The sequence below is a fragment of the Sphingopyxis selenitireducens genome, from assembly GCF_051550705.1.
GTDB lineage: Bacteria > Pseudomonadota > Alphaproteobacteria > Sphingomonadales > Sphingomonadaceae > Sphingopyxis.
The window spans coordinates 667,318-684,092 of record NZ_JBPULG010000001.1; the positions used below are offsets into that span (position 1 = coordinate 667,318).

Consider the following 16,775-nt stretch of genomic DNA (forward strand, 5'->3'; position numbering starts at 1 on the left):
TTCCTTCAAAACGCGTCCGAAGCGGCGGTGCCAGCTGGCGCCGTCCCAATTTCTTCCTCGCCCGCGGGCGGCGGAGTCTGCGGATCGGAATCGCGATTGGACGCGTCCCTACTCCATCCTGTGAAAAACTGCCAGCGGCTCAAATGCGCAAGCACACGGGCCGCGGCGCGGGCGTCAGTCAACGCCAGATGCACCGCATTCTCGCGCCCCAATGCCATAGATAGGGTGCCTCGGTCCACCGGCAAGACCAGACCTTCGCGCCCGGTGCCTTCGGCATCCTCACCGACCCGCCACGCCTGCGCCAGTTTCTTGCGTCCATCCTCACCGGCATCGCTGGCGTGGAGGAGCAGGCGAACCTGTCCCTTGCGCGCGGCCTGCTCGATACGTTCATTGCCGCTGATCAATGTACCGGAGCGCGCCTCGAGCCCCAGGCGGTCGAGCGTCGCGCGCATCAGCTGCGCCTCGATCCGCGCGCCCAGATCATCGGGAATGACCAGGGCTTTGGCATTTTCCTGCAGCGCGCGGGCGAGCCCGCCTTTCAGCTTGCCCTTCGCCTGCGCGGCTTCGAGTTCGGCGCGAGGCACGCCGATCCACGCGCCGCGACCGGGCGCCTTGCCATGCACATCGGGTGCGATCTGGCCATCGGGGCCCAGCGCCAGACGCACAAGCTGGCCCGCCGGCGCAACTTCGCCGGACAAGACACAGCGCCGCTCGGGCACATGTTGGCCGCGCCGACCAGCGCGGTCTGGTTCGCTCAGCTGATCATTGTGCGGGGTCCGCATCGGCGGCCTCCCCGGCTTGCGGCGCGGCTTCTTCCACCGGCTCGACCGACTCTTCGTCGTCGAACCAGTGAGCGCGCGCCGCCATGATGATCTCGTTGCCCTGCTCTTCGCTCAGGCCATATTCGCCCAGCACGCCGCCCTTGTCCTCGGCGCGTTCACCACGCGGCGGGCCGCGACGGTTGTCGGTGCGCTTCTTCGCGATCAGTTCGTCGGTCGCAAGGTCGGCAAGATCGTCGAGCGTCTTGATCCCGGCCTTGCCGAGTACGACCAGCATCGCCTCGGTCAGGTGCGGAATATCCGCCAGCGCATCTTCGACGCCCAGTTCGCGGCGCTCGGTGCGGGCAGCTTCTTCGCGGCGCTCAAGCCCTTCGGCGGCGCGGCTCTGCAGTTCCTGCGCCAGTTCCTCGTCGAACCCTTCGATGCTCGCCAGCTCGTCGATGCCGACATAGGCGACTTCTTCGAGTTCGCCGAAGCCTTCGGCGACCAGCAGCTGGGCCAGGGTTTCATCGACGTCGAGTTCTTCCTGGAACATCGACGAGCGTTCGACGAATTCGCGCTGGCGCTTTTCGCTGGCGTCGGCCTCGGTCATGATGTCGATCTGGCTGCCGGTCAGCTGGCTGGCGAGGCGGACATTCTGGCCGCGGCGGCCGATGGCGAGCGACAGCTGATCGTCGGGAACGACGACTTCGATGCGGCTGTCATCTTCGTCGATGACGACGCGCTGAACCGTTGCCGGCTGAAGCGCGTTGACGACGAAGGTCGCGGTATCTTCCGACCAGGGAATGATGTCGATCTTTTCGCCCTGCATTTCCTGCACGACTGCCTGAACGCGGCTGCCCTTCATGCCGACGCACGCGCCGACGGGGTCGATCGAGCCATCATAGCTGATGACGCCGATCTTGGCGCGCGAACCCGGGTCGCGCGCGGCGGCCTTGATCTCGATGATGCCGTCATAGATTTCGGGCACTTCCTGCGCGAACAGCTTCTTCATGAAGTCGGGGTGGGCGCGGCTGAGGAAAATCTGCGGGCCGCGGGTTTCGCTGCGCACCGACAGGATCAGCGCGCGGACGCGATCACCGACGCGCATCAATTCGCGCGGGATCTGCTGGTCGCGGCGGATCACACCTTCGGCGCGGCCGAGGTTGACGACGATGTGGCCGAATTCGACCGACTTGACGACGCCGGTGATGATTTCGCCGGCGCGGTCCTTGAACTCCGCATATTGACGCTCGCGATCGGCTTCGCGGACCTTCTGGAAGATCACCTGCTTCGCCGACTGGGCGTCGATGCGGCCGAGGTCGACGGCGGGCAGCGGATCGACGATGAAGTCGCCGATCTTGGCGTCCTTCTGCAGCTTCTGCGCGGCAGTCAGATCGACCTGCTTGAAATAATCCTCGACCTGCTCGACGACTTCGACGACGCGCCACAGGCGCAGGTCGCCGGTCTGGACGTCCAGCTTGGCGCGAATATCATTCTCGGCGCCGTAACGGGCGCGCGCGGCGCGCTGGATCGCTTCCTCGATCGCCTCGATGACGATCGCCTTGTCGATCATCTTCTCGCTGGCGACGCTATTGGCAATCGCCAGCAGTTCGGCGCGGTTGGCAGAAATGGCAGTGGCCATCAGTCCTGTCCTTCTTCTTCCAGTTCATCGGCGCCGTCGCTCGACAGCGGGATGGTTGCGGCAATTAATTTGTCGGTAAGAACGAGCTTTGCGGTGTCGATCGCATCGAACGGCAACTTATGCTCGACCTCTTGTGTGTCCCGTATCGTCACGACATCGTCCTCGATGCCGATCAGTATTCCGCTAAAGCGCTGACGCCCGTCGCGCTTTTCCTTCAGCGCGACCTTGGCTTCATGCCCGGCCCAGTCGGTGAAATCGGAGCGGCGCGTCAGCGGCCGGTCGATGCCGGGCGACGAGACTTCCAGCCGATACGCCTGATCGATCGGGTCCTTGCCCGCTTCCTCGAGCGCATCGAGCCGGTCCGAAATGCGGCGCGACAGGTCGGCGCAATCCTCGATCGTCAGCTGACGTGTCGTGGGGCGTTCGGCCATCACCTGCAGCGTCGGGTCGCTCTCGCCGCCGAAGAAGGCGACGCGCACGAGCGCAAGGCCCATCGCCTCGGCTTCGGGCGCGATGATCGCATTCAGGACGTCAAGATCGGCCAATATATTATCCCAAAAATCATGGTCGAAAAGCCATGCAGGAACGGCCGCCGCGGCCCGCGGCCCCGACGTCCCAACTGGCTAACCATGTCAAGAAGTAGGCGGCATATAGGCTGACAGCGATGAGTCGGCAAGGGGGAATGCGGATTAAGCCCCGCTCGTCGGAAGCACATTGCCGGCACGCTCATTATAGGATAGGGGGGTACCCTATGTCACATACCCACGCCAACAAAGACCAGCTTCTCGCGCGCACCAGGCGGATCGCCGGACAGGTGGCCGCAATCGAGCGCGCCATCGCCGACGATGCGGGGTGCGGGGCAATATTGCATCAGGTCGCAGGGGTGCGCGGCGCCGTGCTGGGGCTGATGGACGAGCTGGTCGAAGACCATATGCGCGAACATGTCGTCGCCCCCGCGCTGACCGACGCCGAACGCGCCGAGGGCGCCGACGAACTGCTCGCGGCCATCCGCCGCTATGCGAAATAGGGCTGACCGCCATGTCGTTCGATGATGATGTCGAGGCGCTGACCCACGACCATATGTTCCTCGGCGCCCGCCACGACGAAAATGCCCGGCGGACCTTGTGGGTCGTGGCGCTGACGGCGGCGATGATGGTCGGTGAAATTGTCGCGGGCCTCGCCTTCCATTCGATGGCGCTGCTCGCCGACGGCTTCCACATGGCGACCCACGCCGGCGCACTCGGCATTGCAGCCGTCGCCTATGCCTATGCCAAGCGTCACGCGCACGGCGGGCGCTACAGCTTCGGCACCGGCAAGGTTGGCGATCTGGCGGGTTTCGCATCGGCGCTCGTGCTCGGCATCGTCGCTATCGGCATCGCGGTCGAATCGGTCCTGCGCTTCGTCAACCCGACCCCCGTCGCCTTTGCCGAGGCGACGGTCATCGCGATCATCGGCCTGACCGTGAACGTCGCCAGCATATTCCTGCTCGGGGGCCACGGGCACCATCATCACGGCCACGATCATCATCATGACCATCACGATCATCATGACGGCGGCGATCACCATGGCCACGACAATAATATGCGCTCCGCCTATATGCATGTCGTCGCCGACGCCTTTACCTCGCTGCTCGCGATCGCCGCCCTGCTCGGCGGCCGCTATCTCGGCTGGGTCTGGCTCGATCCGGCGATGGGCGTGGTCGGCGCGGTCGTCATCGCCCTCTGGTCATGGTCGCTGATGCGCGATACCGCATCGGTCTTGCTCGACGCCACCGACCCTGCCCTGGAATCGGAAATCCGGCAGTTCGTCGAAAGCCCCGGCGACGCCCGCATCCTCGACCTGCATGTGTGGCGTATTGGCCCCGCGGCGCATGGAGCCATCATCAGCGTCGCCGGCACCGACCGCGACACCGTCCGGGAGCGCGTCCGCCCGGTGCATGAAATCGCGCATCTGACGATCGAGGTCCGGCACGGAGCAGGCTGAACGGGTTGTCCGGCCGCGAATTTTCGGGCAACCGCCCCGGATCGCCCGCGCGGCGCGCGGAATCGACCGCACCGGACATCATGAAGAGCGAATAATGGCCACGACCGCCACCTCCCCCACCCTCGCCCCCCGGCAGATCGAAGACCTGCTCACCGTCGCCAACGCGCGCGTCGTCGCTGACGAGGCCTGCATTCTGGACCTCCCGGCCCTGACCATCCGCCCCGGCGAGAACACCGCCATCCTCGGCGCCAACGGGTCGGGCAAGTCGACGCTGGTCAAGCTGATCACCCGCCAGCTCTATCCGCTCTACGGCGCGGAAGTCCGCATCTTTGGCGCGGATAGCTGGAACATCTTCGACCTCAGGAAGCTGCTCGGCATCGTGTCCTCCTCGATGCAGCTCGATTTCGACGCCGATCCGCCGCTCGAGGCGCTCGATTGCGTGATCTCCGGCTTTTTCGCCGCACGCGGCCTTTGGGCGCATAATGAGGTCACGCCCGAAATGCGCGATCTGTCGCGGCGCGCACTCGAAGAGGTCGGTGCCGCGCACCTGATTGGACGCAGCGTGGCCAGCCTGTCGACCGGCGAAGCGCGCCGCGTCCTCATCGCCCGCGCGCTCGCGCATCGGCCGCGCGCGCTCCTCCTCGACGAACCATGCGCGGGGCTCGACCCCGCCGCCCGTCACCATTTCCTAGATATGCTGCGCACGGTGGCGCAGGGCGGCACGACGCTGTTGCTCGTCACCCACCATATCGAAGAAATCCTGCCCGAAATCGGCCGCATCGTGATGCTGCGCGATGGCCGTATCGAACGCGATGGCGCCAAGCAGGATCTGCTGACCGGCGACGCGCTGACCCGGCTCTTCGGTCTGCCGATCGGGGTCACCCGGCGCGGCGACTGGTTCTACGCCGACATATTGGACTAGGGTCAGGACCCTAGGCAGCGCGCGGCTGACCCAACCAGCGCTTCGCCGCCAGCGCGCCGAAGCCGACGAGCAGCCCCCAAAAGGCCGAGCCCAGCCCAAAGGCCGCGAGGCCCGATCCGGTGGCGAGGAAGGTCAGGATCGCGGCGTCGCGCTCGTCGGCGCGCGACAGCATCATATCGATCGCGCCGATCAGCGCAGGGATCAACGCGACGCCGGTCAGCGCCGCGATCACGTGCGGCGGCAAAGCGAGGAACAAGCGCACAAGCGCGGGAGAGAAAAGCGCGAGCAGCAGATAGAAGCCCGCATAAATCACCCCGACCGTCCAGCGCCGCGCGCGATCGGGATGCGCGTCTTCATTGGTGCAGATCGCGGCGGTAATCGCAGCGAGGTTGACGGCATGGGCGCCGAACGGCGCCATCAGCACCGACATCAACCCCGTCCCGGCGAGCAACCTGCCAGCAGGCGGCGCATAGCCTGCGGTCCGGAGCACGACGATGCCGGGCAGGTTCTGCGACACCAATGTCACGAGGAACAGCGGCACACCGACGCTAAGGATCGCCTGCGCATCGAACTGCGGCCAGACCGGAAGCAGCGCTCCGAATACCGGTCCCGACGGAAGATGCGCGACGTCGCCGCGCACCAGCGTCAATATAAAGCCCGCGACGAGCACGAGCAGCAGCGCATAGAGCGGAACCCGCTGCCGCGCGATCACGAACACAAAGACGAGCAGCGCGACAAGTGCCGGATCGCCGGTGCCCGTGCGAAACAGTCCGAGGCAAAAGGGCAGCAGCACCCCCGCAAGCATCGCCGACGCCACCGATGCGGGAATCCGCTCGGCGATTCGGCCGAGCGCCGGAACCGCGCCAAGCGCGACCATCAGCAGTGCCGCAGCAAGGAAACAGCCGACCGCGACGGGCCACGACACGCCCGGCGCGGTTGCCGCGAGCAGCGCAGCGCCGGGAGTCGACCAAGCCAGCACGACCGGCATGCGCAGGCGCAACGACATCAGCGCGCCCGCGATCGCAATGCCAAGGCACAGCGCGGTTACCGCGCTTCCGGTCTGCTCGACCGAGGCGCCAAGCGTCCGCATCGCCTGTACGACAAGCGCGATCGTCCCGCCGAAACCGATAAGCGCGGCAATCAGCGCGGACGACCAGGCGGCGATGGGTGGCAATCGGAGCATCGCCCATGCCCTAGCCACGCCGCGCCCGATCGGATAGTCCCGCCGTCGCCGACAGGGCAGCGCACCCTGCCCGTCGTGGGACTTCCACCAATAGCGCGCGGTGTGCACTGAAATATTTCTTCGAAAAGAACCGACAATCCGCCGAAATTTCGGCGAACCTTGACTTTTCGACAAAATAATACCAAATTATTGGGGCTAACGTCGCCTGCGACGGAAATTGGATGCCCTCGGGGCTGATACTTCCCTTCACACGCTACCAGCTCTGCCGGTGCTTTTGCCGGTGGATACCCATGTTTTCGTGAAAGGAAACACCCCATGCCCATCGGCACCGTAAAATTTTTCAACACCGACAAAGGCTATGGTTTCATTGCCAATGAAGATGGCTCGGGCGACAGCTTCGTGCACATCACCGCTGTCGAGCGCGCCGGTATGGCGACGCTGAACAAGGACCAGCGCGTTTCTTACGAACTGGAAACCGACCAGCGCGGCAAGACTTCGGCTGTCAATCTTCAGCCGGCCTGATCTTGGCCAAAGAAGAAATTATAACCTTCGATGGCGTGATTGACGAAATTCTGCCCGATGCCCGTTTTGGCGTCGTGCTGGAAAATGGTCATCGCATCATCGCCTATACCGCCGGCCGGATGCGACGCTTTCGCATCCGGTCGGTCGTGGGCGACGCGGTGCGCGTCGAAATGACTCCCTATGACCTGAGCAAGGGTCGCGTGATCTATCGTGAACGCGGCGCAGGGGCCCCCGTCGGTGCGCAGCGCAAGCGCCGCTGACCAACAACCAAAACAAAATGTAAAATTACAGGATAATATGATTCATCAATACCACGACTATTCGCAAAATTCCGCGGGCCGGCCGGCCCCGAAGGCACCAAATGCCAAGCCGGCCAGGCGATCGGCAACCCTCTCGCGCCGCGAGTTGCAACGCCTCATCGCCCATATGATCGACTGATCGCCACTCCGCGATCGGTAAACCCCAAAAGGAGCACGGCCGTGTCGACCACCAGCGACTATTATCTGGCGCAAGCCGCCAAATGCGCTACCGACGCGGCCGCTTCGTCCCTTGTACAAGTCCGCGATCGCAGCCTGCGCGCCGAACAGGCGTGGCTGTCGATGGCTGACCGGCTGATCCGCACCGAAGAGGCGCGCGCCGAAAAGGAAAAAAAGGCGGCCGCGGCCATCGAATGACGCGGATTTCGGCCAGCCCGGAATATTCCCCGCAATATTCCGGCGTTCGCTTCGCCCCGACCTGACCGGCGGGGCAAAGGGCGACGGCCGAAAGGCGCGCCGACTATCCACAATAAACCTCGCCGATGATGTACGCAGGACTGGGCTTATCTTGGTCCGACTCGGAAACCGCGCGGAAATACTCAAACATTATTTATCGCTGGCGACCGATGTCGCAATTCCCGAGCGACCGCTGCTCGGGATAGCCATGTAACTTGATGTTAATCGGCGTTCACTATCACCGTCGCAGACATTCGGAAGGCGAGACAAAAGACGATGCAAGCTCCGAAAATCAGCGTCGTCATGTCGGTGTACAACAACGCCCCCTATCTCCCGAAATCGATCGAGAGCATATTGGGTCAGACGTGCGGCGATTTTGAATTTATCGTCATCGACGACGGCTCGACCGACGGCTCGGCCGCAATCATGGACGGCTATGCCTCGCGCGATGCGCGGATGCGCGTGGTGCATCAGGAAAACCGGGGCACCATCGCCGCGGCCAGCCGCGGGCTGGGACTGGCGCAGGCCGAACTGATCGCGCGCATGGACGGCGACGATATTGCCGATCCCCTTCGATTTGAAAAGCAGGTCGCCTTTCTGGACGCCCATGACGATGTCGGCGCGCTGGGAACGTGGATCCGGGTGATCGACGAAGACGATGCCCCGCGCCTGCCGGGCGGAGACCCGCCGACCGACCCGGCGACCATCACCGAATCGCTGCGGCACAGCAGCCCGATCATGAATCCGACCGCGATGATGCGCAAATCGGTCGCCGACCGGGTCGGCGGCTATCGCCCCGCGTATCGGCATTGCGAAGATTATGACTATTGGCTGCGCTTTTCAGAGCAGGCGAAGCTGGCCAACCTGCCCGAACGCCTGCTCCTCTATCGCTATTATGGCGGGCAGGTCAGCCAGAAGCATGCCACGACGCAGCTGATCGGCACCGTCATCGCCTATGCCGCCTATCAGGAACGTATCGCGGGACGCGCCGACCCAACCGAGGGTCTGACCGAAATGCCCCGCGTCGATGCGCTTCGCCGCCTGTTCGGCCGCGACGACTTGCCCCGTCTCGCCCGCGAATTCGTCCTGCCGCAGATCGAATATCGCCCTGACGCATTTCGAAATGGCGGCACCGAACTGCTGGTCGAGGCACTCCGCCAGCGCGAACTGACCGACCTGCCCCGCTCGCTGAAGGTCGCCGCGCGGCTGCTGCGCACGGGCCAATATGGCAATGCCGCCAGAATCGCCAAAGCGGCGATATTCGGTTAAAGGCGGCAATCCAGCCATGAAACCCGAACTGAACCTCACCGTCCGCGCGACGTGGCGCGACCCGGCGCCCAAGAAGCCCGCAGGGCCGGGGCGCAATTTCTGGGCGGCGCTGGCGGCGGCGGTGACGGTCGCCTGCCTGGCCTTCCTGCTGTCGAGCGGACAACTGCGCGCAGGCGCCGGTTTCGGGGCATATCAAGTCAGCGTGCCGGTCGCTTTCAAGCCCTATGACCCCGCCCGCTGGGCCATCATGAACGCCGAAGATTATGCGGCGGCCTTGAAGATCGACCCGACGCTGCCCGACCCGGCCAGCGTCGGCTATGGCGATGCGGCAGCGATGCCCCCCGCCGACCCCGCGCTGCTGCGCGACGAAGCCTTTGTCGGCCCACCGGCCAAAAGCTATGCTTTTCGCGGCGTCACCGCGCTCGACCGCGAGCGCGCGCATTATTGCCTGACCGCCGCGATCTATTACGAGGCGGCGTCGGAAACCGATGATGGAATGCGCGGCGTCGCGCAGACCGTGATCAACCGCGTTCGCCATCCCAGTTTTCCGAACACCGTGTGCGGGGTGGTCTTTCAGGGGTCGCAGCGCGCGGGCGTGTGCCAGTTCACCTTCAGTTGCGACGGCGCGATGGCGCGGGCGCCGAGCAAGCCGAACTGGCTGCGCGCGAGCCGCATCGCCTCGGCGGCGCTGAACGGATATGTCTTTCCCAAGGTCGGGCTGGCGACCCATTACCACACGCAGGCGATCTGGCCGCGCTGGGGCAAGAGCCTGGTGATGACCAACATCGTCGGCGCGCATATTTTCCATCGCTGGCGTGGCCGCTGGGGCATGCCCGATGCGTTTCGCGCGCCCTATCTGGGCCGTGAGCCGGTGCCCGGCCCCTATCTGCCGGTCGCGCAGCAAGTCGCGATCCTGCGCGGCGGTGCCGCAGTTCCCACGGGGCTGGCCGTCGATCCCGGTGTGCCTGCTGCCCTCCCCAATGTCGCGGCAGCGCCGACCCCGGGCGCGATGGCCGCGCCGACCATCGCGCCTGTCGTCCCCGCCCCCGCCGCGACGCCCGCCTATAACGATCCGCGGCTGGGTCAGTCGGGGCAGGTCCGCGAGGAGTTCAGCAAAAGCGGGGAGTGGATTCGCTAGGACGAACGGCCTAGGCTGCCCCCCTTCCGGCAGGGAGGCTTCCATGGGACATGTGAAGGGTATCGGCGGGCTGTTTTTCCGGGCGCGCGAACCCGATGCGCTCAACGCCTGGTATCGCGAACGACTGGGGATCGGTGCAGGTTGCAACGCCGACGACAGCGGCCCGATCGACGAATGGGCATGGAATGTCGGCGCCGGCCCGGTCGTCTTTGCGCCTTTCAAGGCTGACACCGACTATTTCGCCGCCGACCGGCAATATATGATCAACCTGCGCGTCGACGATCTCGACGCCGTACTCGCGCCTTTTCATGCCGCGGGCGATGCGGTGATCACCAAAGCCGAATGGAACGACCCCGCGACCGGCCGCTTTGCACGCGTGCATGACCCGGAGGGAAATCCGATCGAATTGTGGGAACCGCCGGCGGGATAAGCCCGCCCCGTTCGGGCAAGCGCGACGTTACCGCCCCTGGCTGCGCCAGCGTTTGACGACGCGCTCCAGCATCTCGGGTTCGCCGCCGGTTTCGCGCCATAGTTTGGAAAAGAGCGGATCGCTCGACGCCGGGCGTTTGTCCTCGTCCAGCGTGTCGAGATAGATGCGCATCGGGATCGAGACCCCCTCGCCGCAGACGATGCATTCGCGATTGCGCAGCGCCGGGATCGAATCGATGAAGCCGCGGGCGCCTTCGGGCATCGCGGCTTTCACAAAATGCTGATCGCGTTCGTTGTTGAGGCGCATCGAAATGATCGTGCCGCACTGCGACAGCACGCCCTCGGCCAGGTCCGACGGGCGCTGGGTAATCAGCCCCAGCGACACGCCATATTTGCGGCCTTCCTTGGCAATGCGTTCCAGCACCCTCCGGACCGCCTGCCCCTGACCGACGTCCTTCGCCGGAATATAGCGGTGCGCTTCTTCGCAGACGAGCAGGATCGGGCGCTGCGGTTCGCCGCGCGACCAGATTGCATAGTCGAAGGTCAGGCGCGACAGCACCGCGACGACGACCGAGGTGATGTCGCTTGGCACCCCCGACACGTCGATGATCGAGATCGGCCGACCGTCGGACGGAAGGCGGAAAATCTTGCCGATAAAAGCCGTCATCGTGTCGGCGACAAGCATGCCTGAGAACATGAAATTATAGCGCGGGTCGGCGCGCATTTCCTCGATCTTGCCCTTGATCCGCATGAAGGGCGCGCTCGATGTCGCCTTGTCGAGCTTGCCCATCTCGTTCGAAAGAATGTTGAGCAGGTCGGACAGGAGATAGGGGATCGGCGAATCCACGGTCAGTTTCGACATGCCCTCGGCCAGCCGGTTCCGCTGGCGTGCCTGAAGCAGGCATTTGGCGAGCACGTCGCAATCGCTTTGCCGGTCGCGGCCTTCGCTGGTGATGAAGACTTCGCAATGTTCCTCGAAGTTCATCAGCCAATATGGCATCGCCAGATTGTCGACATCGAACAAGGCGCCGATGCCCTTGAACGCCGCCGAATATTCGCCGTGCGGGTCGATCATTACGATATGGCCCTGCGGCGCGAGCTCGCAAATCTTGTGGAGGATCAGCGCGGCGCTTGTCGACTTGCCCGTACCGGTCGAGCCCAGCAGCGCAAAATGCTTGCCGAGCATCGCATCGACATACAGCGAACCGCGGATATCCTTGGTCGGATAGACGGTGCCGATTTCGACATGCGCGCGCTCGTCGGCGGCGTAAATCTGTTTCAGGTCGGCGCCGGTCGCGGCATAAACCTGACTGCCCGGCACAGGAAAGCGCGTGACGCCGCGGCGAAAATTATGGATGCGGCCGGTGATTTTTTCCTCGTCGCCCTCGCCGAGGAAATCGATCGACGCGAGGATCAGTCCCTGCCCCTTTTCATGGAGTTGCTGGTCGCGGATGCTGCCGAGCAGCCACACATTGCCGACGCGAACCTTGACCTGCGCGCCGACCTGACCCGCCATCGCCACGGCGGGGTCGCTCGACGTCGTGAGGGTCGCGATGGCCGCCGAATCGAGAAGCAGGCGCGAGGCAGAACCCGAAATGTCGATCACCTCGCCGATCAGCAGGTCGTCGCGATGATGGATGGTCGCAGTGGCGACAGGTGCGACGGCGCCGCCCCCCGCCAGCCGCACATGCTGCGCCGCCGTCATGTCTCCGGAACCGAAGCTGCTGCCCTGCATATCCATGTTTCGCCCCGCCTGTTGATTATCCGGCGTCGTTATCGCAGCGGAGGGTAAACAAAGCGCTTATGACGCCGTGCGGGCGGGTTCAGCGGCGGCGGAAAATCGCCGATGCGCCGACGCCGAGCAACAGCGACAGCGCGACTGCGCTCAGGCCATAGAGAAAGCCATGCTGCTCCGCCGCCAGCGCCACGAAACGCTCGAACCCGGCCTTGCGGATCTGGACATCGCGCGATGCCACGGCAAGCACGCGTCCCCGGCTGATCAGATAGGTTTCGGCGCGATAGGTGCCGACGGGTACGCGCGCCGGAACGGGAATGCGGGCGCGATAAAGCACGCCTTCGCTAATCTCCACCGCCGCCGGATTTTCATAGAACAGGCCAAGGCGGGTATAGAGGTCGATCAGCCCCCCCTCGAAACGCTCGAGCTTGCTCGCCTCCGAAAAGCCGGTCGGCGACATCGACAGATTGTTGAGGCCGAGTTCGAAGATCGCGGCGGTGCGTTCGTCGACCAGCTTGTCGATCGGGCGCGACGACCCGATGGCATAAAAGCCGGGCGAGGTGCGCAGGCGCAAGCTGTTGGCGTTGACCCAGATACCGGCGACGCGCCGCTTTTCACGCAGGATGACGGGCCGCACCGGCCCTTTCAGCACGACGACGATATCGGCGCGGTCGTCGGGAAGGCGCTGGCCGGGATAGAGGATCGCGCCGAACAGCAGCAATTCTTCGCCCGTAAAACTATACTGGATATCGATCGCGCGGCTCGACACGTCGGGCACCAGACGCGGATCGGCCGCCTGTGCCGCCCCGGCGGGCGACAGCAGCGCGGCGAGCCACAGCAACAAGGCGCCCGCGCGGGTCATTGGACGGTATAGATTTCGGGCGGACGGATGAAGAGGCCGACCGCCATTTGCAGCGCCACCAGCAGGACGATCGCCGCGAGCGCCAGCCGCAGATATTCGGGCCGCACCTTTTGCGCAAAACGCGCGCCGACCTGCGCCCCGGTGACGCTGCCGAGCAGCAGCAGCCCCGCCAGCACAATGTCGACCGCACCAGTGGTCATCGCATGGACCATCGTCGTCGCGATCGTCACGAACAAGATCTGGAACAAGGACGTGCCGACGACCACCTGCGTCCCCATGCCGAGGAGATAGATCATCGCGGGGACCATGATGAAGCCGCCGCCGACCCCCAGCAACATGGTGAGGATACCGACCACAACGCCGAGCATCAGCGGCGCAAGCGGGGAAATATACAGGCCCGAACGATAAAAGCGCCAGCGCATCGGAAGATTGGCGACCATCGGATGGTGGCGCCGCTTGCGCGCGGGTGCGGGCATGCCCGCCTTGGCGAGGCGCAGCGCCCCTACGGCCTCGCGCCCCATGATCGTCCCGACCGAACCGAGCAGCCCGACATAAAGAATGGCGATAACGGTATCGATCTGGCCCCAGGCGGTCAGCAATTCGAACAATCCGGCGCCGAGCACCGATCCGATCAGCCCGCCCGCGACGAGGACGCCGCCCATGCGCAGGTCGACGCCGCCGCGTTCGAGATGCGCCATGGCGCCCGACACGCTCGCCCCCGTGACCTGCGTCGCGGCCGATGCAGCGGCGACCGTCGGCGGGATGCCGTAAAAGATCAGCAGCGGCGTGGTCAGGAAGCCACCGCCAACGCCGAACATGCCCGACAGGAAACCAACCCCGCCGCCCAACAGGACGATGACGAGGGCGTTGACCGACAGATTGGCGACAGGAAGGTAAAGATCCATGGGCCCCGGTTGACCTGTTTGGCCCCAGGACGGAGCCATTGGCCCCAACCCTAGACCATTTTTTCGGGTCGGGGAATCGGCTGTGACGCCGAAATTTCGGGTTGTTTCAGAAGTCGGCGGCCAGGGTCAGCGCCACCCCGCTTTCGGGGGCCGCATCACCCGCGATGCGTTGCCGCCAATCCAGCGCAATCCGGCTGCCCTCGCCGACATCCGGAAGGCGCAGCGTCAACCGCGGCCCCACATCGACCCGCGCCGCGCCCGGCTGCACCGCCCCCGCCACAAGCGCGCCAATGCGCAACCGCGCATTCTCGTCAGGCCCGATCCGGCGATCAATCACCACCGCGCCGTCGGCAAAGCCATCGCGTTGCCGCATACCCACGATCCCCGCCTGTCCATAAGCGTCGAGCCGGAAATCGCCGCACAGCGCGACCCCACTGACCCCGCCGGTCACCATCGCGGCCATCGCATTGCGCCCTTCCGGCCCGACAGCCAGACGGCGCTCGACCGCAACATCGACGGGCCAGCGGGCGAGCGGCGCAAACGCCATGCCATAAGCCACCTCGCGCTGCCGCGGACGCTGTATCGCAAGAGTGGCCCGGCCATAGGCGCGAAGGCGGCCCGTTTCTCCGAAACCATAGGCGATCCGCATGCCCCCCTGACTGCCGCCGAGCTGGCTCACCGCCCCAATGCCGCCCGGCGCCGACGCGGAAGCCTCCCGCATATGCAGCCAGCTGCCCAGCGACCAGCCCGCCATCTGCCGGCGCATCCAGAATGGTTTATCGCTTGCCGGCTCCGCGCCGCCGACAGCCGGCATCGCCCACCCATCTTCCCATGGGGGCAACGCAGCCGCCCCGCGTCCGGAGGAAGGAAAATGCGGTACCGCCGGCGTCCGGTGGAGGCTGTGACGATCCACGCCCGGGCCCTCCCCGTCCTTGCCGCCCGATCCCATCCCACCGGCGGCGACAACCGGCAGCGTGGGCCTGCTCATCCGCCAGTGTCCCATCGGCGTTTCGATCGCGCGATCGCTGTCGGACCTCTCCTGGACCGCCAGCGCCGTGGCCGTGGCCGCGGCCGGGGGAGCAAGCCTTATGGATGGCGGCACCACATCGAATGGCGACGGAAGAATGACCTGATTTCCAGCCATCACGACCCGCAGCAGCGCCCAGCCGCCAAGGCAGGACAGCAGAAAACGCAGCGGCGACGCGCGGCGCGACGACAAACCGGACAGCCCCGTGGTCAAGGCAGCCCGGCTCGCTGGAGCAATACATCGGGCAAGGCGTCGACCGGCGAATGGTCGGTCTTGTCCCACACGACACGCCCCGACCGGAGCATATGCCAATATTGAACCACAGCACGGCGCGCGGCGAGGATGGCGATGACATTCGCGACAAAGGCGCGCGGAACCGCAAGCAAGCCCTGACGCCATCCGTACCAGCCTGCCGTGAAATGGCCTCTTATCCCCAGCCGCCACATCAGCAGCAAGGCGTTGAAACTCAGCATCAGTTGCATGGCGTCTTCGATGGGCGCGGCGCGCCATCCCAGCCATGCCTGACCGGCCAGGCCCAATGCCCCGACGACCAATGCGGCATAGGCGGCGAGCAGAACGAGCGCCGCCAGTGGCGCGCGCCGATCGCGCCACAGCATCCATCGCGCCGCCCATATGCTCGTCGTGGGACAAGCTGTCGGCCCTCGCCGCACCCCGCTCGCCCAGCCGAGCTGATCCCAACCGGCCAGAGCGATTCCGGTGATCCAGCGCGATTTCTGGCGCACGGCCGCTTCGGTATTCCCGGGAAAGCTGCCGCGCGAGACGATCCGTTCGCCCATGGCGCCGACGACGTTGATAAAGCGCGCACGAAGGCCATAGCGGGCAATCAGCATGCCCACCTCATAATCCTCGGTCAGGCTGTCGGCGCGGAACGGGTCGCCGCCTCGATCGATCGCCATCAGCGCCACGACGTTACGGGCCAGCCCGCAACCGACCCCGGCCGACGGAATCGGCAGGCCCAGGCGCGACCTTACCGCCATTTCCTTGCCATGCGCCTCGGCGAACTCATCGCCGTAATGACCGCCGATCCAGGGCGAATCGCGCGATATGATCGGGACCACCGGAATTTGCACCATCGCGCAATCGCCCAGATGGCGCCGGTAAAGCCCCAGCTCTTCGTGGTGCACCTGATCTTCAGCGTCGTGGAGGATGATCGCTGCAAAGCGCCGCCCCTCCTTCCGCTCATCCTCGCCCAGCGCGGCCCACATCTGGTTCAGATTGTCGCCCTTGGTCGTCGGGCCATCGTGCGCGCAGATGACAAGGCGCAGCCGCCGGTCGCGCGCAACGAGCGACGATATGGCGAGCAGTGTCGCCGCATCATTGGGATAGCATCCGATATAGACCCGGAAATCTTCGCCATTCCAAGCCGTCAGCATGCGCTGCAGCGTCGCGGGAAGTATCGCATCTTCCCTCCACGCTGGCAGGAATATGGCCAATGTCCCTTCGCATTCCGCTGTCATTGCGCGGGGATGGCGTGTAGCTTTACGGCTACGGCGAAGCGTGACGAGCCAAATGATGTCGAATAACAGATCGTCGAGACCTATCAGCAATATGCCGACAGATGCGAAAAGCATCAGTTCATGGCCGGCACCCAGCACCAGCCATTCCAGCCATGCAATCGACAGCTCCACCGTGCCCGTCCATCCCCACCATGGCTTTGCGCCAT

The 16,775-nt window shown here is 65.0% G+C and carries 18 protein-coding genes; 9 read left to right on the forward strand and 9 right to left on the reverse strand.

The window, feature by feature from the left end:
* Positions 1 to 5: 5 nt before the first annotated feature.
* Genes ACSYDV_RS03105 through rimP form a run of 3 tightly spaced genes read right to left on the reverse strand, consistent with a single transcriptional unit; the run spans position 6 to position 2,948 of the window.
* On the reverse strand, positions 6 to 782 hold the full coding sequence (locus tag ACSYDV_RS03105; protein ID WP_438322276.1) for a DUF448 domain-containing protein: 777 nt from the start codon (positions 780 to 782) through the stop codon (positions 6 to 8).
* Positions 763 to 2,403 (reverse strand): transcription termination factor NusA, encoded by a 1,641-nt coding sequence (gene nusA / locus ACSYDV_RS03110; protein ID WP_438322277.1) that lies wholly within the window; start codon positions 2,401 to 2,403, stop codon positions 763 to 765. The genes ACSYDV_RS03105 and nusA overlap by 20 nt, the downstream gene beginning before the upstream one ends.
* Positions 2,403 to 2,948 (reverse strand): ribosome maturation protein RimP, encoded by a 546-nt coding sequence (rimP, locus tag ACSYDV_RS03115; protein WP_438322278.1) that lies wholly within the window; start codon positions 2,946 to 2,948, stop codon positions 2,403 to 2,405. The genes nusA and rimP overlap by 1 nt, the downstream gene beginning before the upstream one ends.
* A gap of 206 nt (positions 2,949 to 3,154) precedes the next feature.
* Between rimP and ACSYDV_RS03120 the strand changes: the two genes are divergently transcribed.
* The 3 genes from ACSYDV_RS03120 (at position 3,155) to ACSYDV_RS03130 (ending at position 5,308) form a co-directional block, all read left to right on the forward strand.
* On the forward strand, positions 3,155 to 3,430 hold the full coding sequence (locus ACSYDV_RS03120) for a metal/formaldehyde-sensitive transcriptional repressor (RefSeq protein WP_438322279.1): 276 nt from the start codon (positions 3,155 to 3,157) through the stop codon (positions 3,428 to 3,430).
* An 11-nt stretch (positions 3,431 to 3,441) separates the two neighbouring features.
* The gene (gene dmeF, locus ACSYDV_RS03125) at positions 3,442 to 4,386 is read left to right on the forward strand and encodes a CDF family Co(II)/Ni(II) efflux transporter DmeF (protein WP_438322280.1); all 945 of its coding nucleotides are present in this window, start codon (positions 3,442 to 3,444) and stop codon (positions 4,384 to 4,386) included.
* Between the two features lie 94 nt (positions 4,387 to 4,480).
* Positions 4,481 to 5,308: an ABC transporter ATP-binding protein gene (locus ACSYDV_RS03130; RefSeq protein ID WP_438322281.1), complete on the forward strand. Its 828-nt coding sequence runs from the start codon at positions 4,481 to 4,483 to the stop codon at positions 5,306 to 5,308.
* Positions 5,309 to 5,318: 10 nt separating this feature from the next.
* Here ACSYDV_RS03130 and ACSYDV_RS03135 read toward each other — a convergent pair whose 3' ends face one another.
* Positions 5,319 to 6,491, reverse strand: a complete 1,173-nt coding sequence (locus tag ACSYDV_RS03135; protein ID WP_438322282.1) for a benzoate/H(+) symporter BenE family transporter — start codon at positions 6,489 to 6,491, stop codon at positions 5,319 to 5,321.
* A 315-nt stretch (positions 6,492 to 6,806) separates the two neighbouring features.
* Between ACSYDV_RS03135 and ACSYDV_RS03140 the strand changes: the two genes are divergently transcribed.
* The 6 genes from ACSYDV_RS03140 to ACSYDV_RS03165 all read left to right on the forward strand — a co-directional run bounded on the left by ACSYDV_RS03140 (position 6,807) and on the right by ACSYDV_RS03165 (position 10,563).
* Positions 6,807 to 7,013 carry a cold-shock protein gene (locus ACSYDV_RS03140; RefSeq protein WP_438322283.1) on the forward strand — a complete coding sequence of 69 codons (207 nt, stop codon included), beginning with the start codon at positions 6,807 to 6,809 and terminating at the stop codon, positions 7,011 to 7,013.
* Positions 7,014 to 7,015: 2 nt separating this feature from the next.
* Entirely contained in the window at positions 7,016 to 7,273 is a 258-nt protein-coding gene (infA, locus tag ACSYDV_RS03145; RefSeq protein ID WP_438322284.1) for a translation initiation factor IF-1, read from the forward strand.
* Between the two features lie 219 nt (positions 7,274 to 7,492).
* Entirely contained in the window at positions 7,493 to 7,687 is a 195-nt protein-coding gene (locus tag ACSYDV_RS03150) for a hypothetical protein (RefSeq protein ID WP_438322285.1), read from the forward strand.
* Positions 7,688 to 8,002: 315 nt separating this feature from the next.
* A complete protein-coding gene (locus ACSYDV_RS03155) occupies positions 8,003 to 8,995 on the forward strand; it encodes a glycosyltransferase family 2 protein (protein WP_438322286.1) in 993 nt (330 codons plus the stop codon).
* 16 nt (positions 8,996 to 9,011) lie between these two features.
* Positions 9,012 to 10,133: a cell wall hydrolase gene (locus ACSYDV_RS03160; protein ID WP_438322287.1), complete on the forward strand. Its 1,122-nt coding sequence runs from the start codon at positions 9,012 to 9,014 to the stop codon at positions 10,131 to 10,133.
* A gap of 43 nt (positions 10,134 to 10,176) precedes the next feature.
* Positions 10,177 to 10,563, forward strand: coding sequence for a VOC family protein (locus ACSYDV_RS03165; protein ID WP_438322288.1), 387 nt, complete (start codon positions 10,177 to 10,179; stop codon positions 10,561 to 10,563).
* 27 nt (positions 10,564 to 10,590) lie between these two features.
* Here ACSYDV_RS03165 and ACSYDV_RS03170 read toward each other — a convergent pair whose 3' ends face one another.
* From ACSYDV_RS03170 to ACSYDV_RS03190, 5 genes are all read right to left on the reverse strand, one after another.
* On the reverse strand, positions 10,591 to 12,303 hold the full coding sequence (locus ACSYDV_RS03170) for a helicase HerA domain-containing protein (RefSeq protein ID WP_438322289.1): 1,713 nt from the start codon (positions 12,301 to 12,303) through the stop codon (positions 10,591 to 10,593).
* A gap of 82 nt (positions 12,304 to 12,385) precedes the next feature.
* The gene (locus ACSYDV_RS03175; RefSeq protein ID WP_438322290.1) at positions 12,386 to 13,159 is read right to left on the reverse strand and encodes a TIGR02186 family protein; all 774 of its coding nucleotides are present in this window, start codon (positions 13,157 to 13,159) and stop codon (positions 12,386 to 12,388) included.
* Entirely contained in the window at positions 13,156 to 14,064 is a 909-nt protein-coding gene (locus ACSYDV_RS03180) for a sulfite exporter TauE/SafE family protein (protein WP_438322291.1), read from the reverse strand. Before ACSYDV_RS03180 ends, ACSYDV_RS03175 begins: the two co-directional genes overlap by 4 nt.
* Positions 14,065 to 14,170: 106 nt before the next feature.
* A complete protein-coding gene (locus ACSYDV_RS03185) occupies positions 14,171 to 15,304 on the reverse strand; it encodes a hypothetical protein (protein ID WP_438322292.1) in 1,134 nt (377 codons plus the stop codon).
* Positions 15,301 to 16,740: a glycosyl transferase family protein gene (locus ACSYDV_RS03190; RefSeq protein WP_438322293.1), complete on the reverse strand. Its 1,440-nt coding sequence runs from the start codon at positions 16,738 to 16,740 to the stop codon at positions 15,301 to 15,303. The genes ACSYDV_RS03185 and ACSYDV_RS03190 overlap by 4 nt, the downstream gene beginning before the upstream one ends.
* Positions 16,741 to 16,775: the final 35 nt, after the last annotated feature.